The 2,889-nt window shown below is 66.1% G+C and carries 4 protein-coding genes; 2 read left to right on the forward strand and 2 right to left on the reverse strand.

Features of this window, described 5'->3' with window-relative positions; translation table 11 throughout:
- On the reverse strand, positions 1 to 543 hold a 543-nt coding region (locus tag EOA36_RS32495), incomplete at its 3' end, for a DUF58 domain-containing protein (protein ID WP_145969431.1).
- Positions 543 to 1,547 carry a MoxR family ATPase gene (locus tag EOA36_RS32500; RefSeq protein WP_127280906.1) on the reverse strand — a complete coding sequence of 335 codons (1,005 nt, stop codon included), beginning with the start codon at positions 1,545 to 1,547 and terminating at the stop codon, positions 543 to 545. The genes EOA36_RS32500 and EOA36_RS32495, both read right to left, overlap by 1 nt.
- A gap of 158 nt (positions 1,548 to 1,705) precedes the next feature.
- Here EOA36_RS32500 and EOA36_RS32505 point away from each other — a divergent pair, with 158 nt between their 5' ends.
- Together EOA36_RS32505 and EOA36_RS32510 are read left to right on the forward strand one after the other, a co-directional pair.
- On the forward strand, positions 1,706 to 2,335 hold the full coding sequence (locus EOA36_RS32505) for a DUF1285 domain-containing protein (RefSeq protein ID WP_127280907.1): 630 nt from the start codon (positions 1,706 to 1,708) through the stop codon (positions 2,333 to 2,335).
- Positions 2,335 to 2,889, forward strand: a 555-nt coding sequence (locus tag EOA36_RS32510; RefSeq protein ID WP_145969432.1) for a CoA pyrophosphatase, incomplete at its 3' end; no start/stop codon positions are given. The genes EOA36_RS32505 and EOA36_RS32510, both read left to right, overlap by 1 nt.

The raw sequence follows: 2,889 nt of genomic DNA on the forward strand, positions 1-2,889 counted from the left end.
GATGTCGCAGAAGCGCCTGATGTCGGAGAGATCGGGTTTTGCCGGCAGCTCGCCGGCATGCATGAGCTGGGCCGCGATGCGTTCGGCGCCGTTGCGGGCGGTGAACGGATCGGTCAGATCTGGCCAGGCGATGCGCTCGCCGCTGCGCGACAGAAGCTCGGCCATGGCCAGCGTCAGCACCAGCGCGCGCGATTGCTTGGAAACGCCGGCGCCGGTCGACTTGTAGAGCATGGACGGCGAGGGATCGGCCCACAGCCAGACCGTGTGGGCGGCTTCCCATTCACGGTCGCGCACATAGGTGTGGTCGTCGCGGGCCGAGCGGCGCCAGTCGATGCGCGAGGAATCGCCTTCGACGTAGGGCCGGAACTGCCAGAAATTCTCGCCGATGCCGCGCTTGCGGCGGCCATGCCAGCCGGCGATCACGGTGTTGACGATGCGGCGCGCCTCGACCAGCAGGTCAGGCACGAGCGAAGCCCGCAACCGGCCGCGGGCGAGCGCGTCGCGCGTCGCTGCCGGAGCCTGGACCTCGCCGATACGCGCCATCAAATACCTTTCACGAGTTTCGCCACCACATCGCGTACGCTGGTGCCTTCGGCACGGGCGGCGAAGGTCAGCGCCATGCGGTGCTGCAGCACCGGCTCGGCCAGCGCCCTGACATCGTCGACCGAGGGTGCCAGCCGTCCGTCGTAGAGCGCGCGGGCCCTGGTGCACAGCATCAGCGCCTGGCTGGCGCGCGGGCCTGGGCCCCAGGCGACATGCTTGTCGGTGTCGGCATTGCCTTGGCCGGGACGCGCCGAGCGCACCAGGGTGAGGATCGCCTCGACCACGCTTTCGGGCACCGGCATGCGGCGGATCAGTGTCTGGATCTCCTTCAGCCGCGCCGGCTGCAGCACGTTGGTGGCCTTGGCGTCCTCGACGCCGGTGGTTTCCAGAAGGATGCGGCGCTCGGCCTCGATTTCTGGATAGAGGATGTCGACCTGCATCAGGAAGCGATCGAGCTGGGCTTCGGGCAACGGGTAGGTGCCTTCCTGCTCCAGCGGGTTCTGCGTCGCCAGCACATGGAAGGGCGAGGGCAGATCGTAGCGCGCGCCGGCGATGGTGACGTGATATTCCTGCATCGCCTGCAGCAGCGCCGATTGCGTGCGCGGCGAGGCGCGGTTGATCTCGTCGGCCATCAGCAGCTGGGCGAAAATCGGGCCGGAGATGAAGCGGAACGAGCGCTTGCCGGTCTCGTCCTGCTCCATGACCTCGGAACCGAGGATGTCGGACGGCATCAGGTCGGGCGTGAACTGGATGCGGCGTGAATCGAGCCCGAGCACGATGCCCAGCGTCTCGACCAGCTTGGTCTTGGCCAGGCCCGGCACGCCGACCAGCAGCGCGTGGCCGCCGGCAAGCAGCGCCACCAGGGTGCGCTCGACGACGTGCTCCTGGCCGAAGATCACCCGGCCAACCCCGTCGCGGATCCTGGAGATGTCTGCAAGCGCCTTCTCGGCCTCGGCGACCATGTCCGTTTCGCTAATCGGGCTTTCCTTGACCATCACGCTCATGCCGCATCGATCCCTTTGGTTGGAAATGCCATGGTTTGGAAATACTGGCCCGCACCATACCATAGGTTGCCGCGATTCGGCCTCGCGGAGCGCCTATGCTGGAACTTAAATCACAGACTTAGGCTGACAAGCGGAACAACAGTGACTATTTCGTGACGATGAGCGAACACCACGAACATCGCCAACAAAGCCTTACGCAGGCCACCGAGGCCCGAGGCCTCGAGGCGCTGATCTCGCGCGCGGCCCGTGCCGGCAAGGGCGCGGCGCCGGTCGAGCGCTGGAATCCCGACTTTTGCGGCGATCTCGACATGGAGATCAAGGCCGACGGCACCTGGTTCTACCTGGGCACGCCGATCGGCCGCATGCCGCTGGTGCAACTTTTCTCGTCCGTGCTGCGCAAGGACGCCGACGGCAGGACCTATCTGGTGACGCCGGTGGAAAAGGTCGGCATCCGCGTCGCCGATGCGCCGTTCATCGCCGTCGAGATGGATGTTTCGGGCGAAGGCGAGGATCAGGTCATCACCTTCCGCACCAATGTCGGCGACGTGGTCGAGGCCGGGCCGGAGCGGCCGCTGCGCTTCGTCGACGAGAACGAGACCGGCGGTTTGAAGCCATATCTGCTGGTGCGCGGCAGGCTGGAGGCGCTGGTGGCGCGGCCGGTCATGTATGAGTTGGTGGGGCATGGCGAGGAGATCGAGATCGACGGCCGGACGATGTTTTCGGTGCGCTCGAAGAATGCCGTGTTTCCGATCATGCCTGCGGATCAGTTGAAGCGGTTGAGCGCGTGATGGACCAGATATCGCCGGCGCCGTTCTCATCGGCGGATTTTCGCGCGCGCTTCGCCGCGCAGCCGGACGCGCATGCCGGCGACGACTATGGCGATCACCGCTTCAATCCCGGCCACCCACGCCTCAACCCGGGCAAGCCGCTGCGCAATGCGGCGGTGCTGATCCCGGTGGTCGACCATGACGGCGAGGCGACGGTTCTCCTGACCAAACGGGCCGAGAGACTGCGCAATCATTCCGGGCAAGTGGCTTTCCCGGGCGGCACGATCGATGCGACCGACGCGAGCCCGGAGGCGGCGGCGCTGCGCGAGACCTTCGAGGAGATCGGCCTTGGCCAGGATCGTATCGAAATCATCGGCCGCATGCCGGATTACGTTGCCGGCAGCGGCTACCGCATCGCGCCGGTGCTCGGCATCGTGCGGCCGGGTTTCCAATTGGCTTTGAACGCCGACGAAGTCGATGCCGCCTTCGAGGTGCCGCTGCGCTTCCTGATGGACGCCGCCAATCACAAGCGCGACAGCCGCATGTGGAACGATCTCGAATGGTTCTTCTACGAC

The organism is Mesorhizobium sp. M8A.F.Ca.ET.021.01.1.1 (assembly GCF_003998025.1).
Lineage (GTDB): Bacteria > Pseudomonadota > Alphaproteobacteria > Rhizobiales > Rhizobiaceae > Mesorhizobium.

Coding starts and splice junctions, on each gene's coding strand:
- EOA36_RS32505 (WP_127280907.1), top strand. CDS start 1,706: ATGAGCGAACACCACGAACATCGCCAACAAAGCCTTACGCAGGCCACC.
- EOA36_RS32500 (WP_127280906.1), bottom strand. CDS start 1,547: ATGAGCGTGATGGTCAAGGAAAGCCCGATTAGCGAAACGGACATGGTC.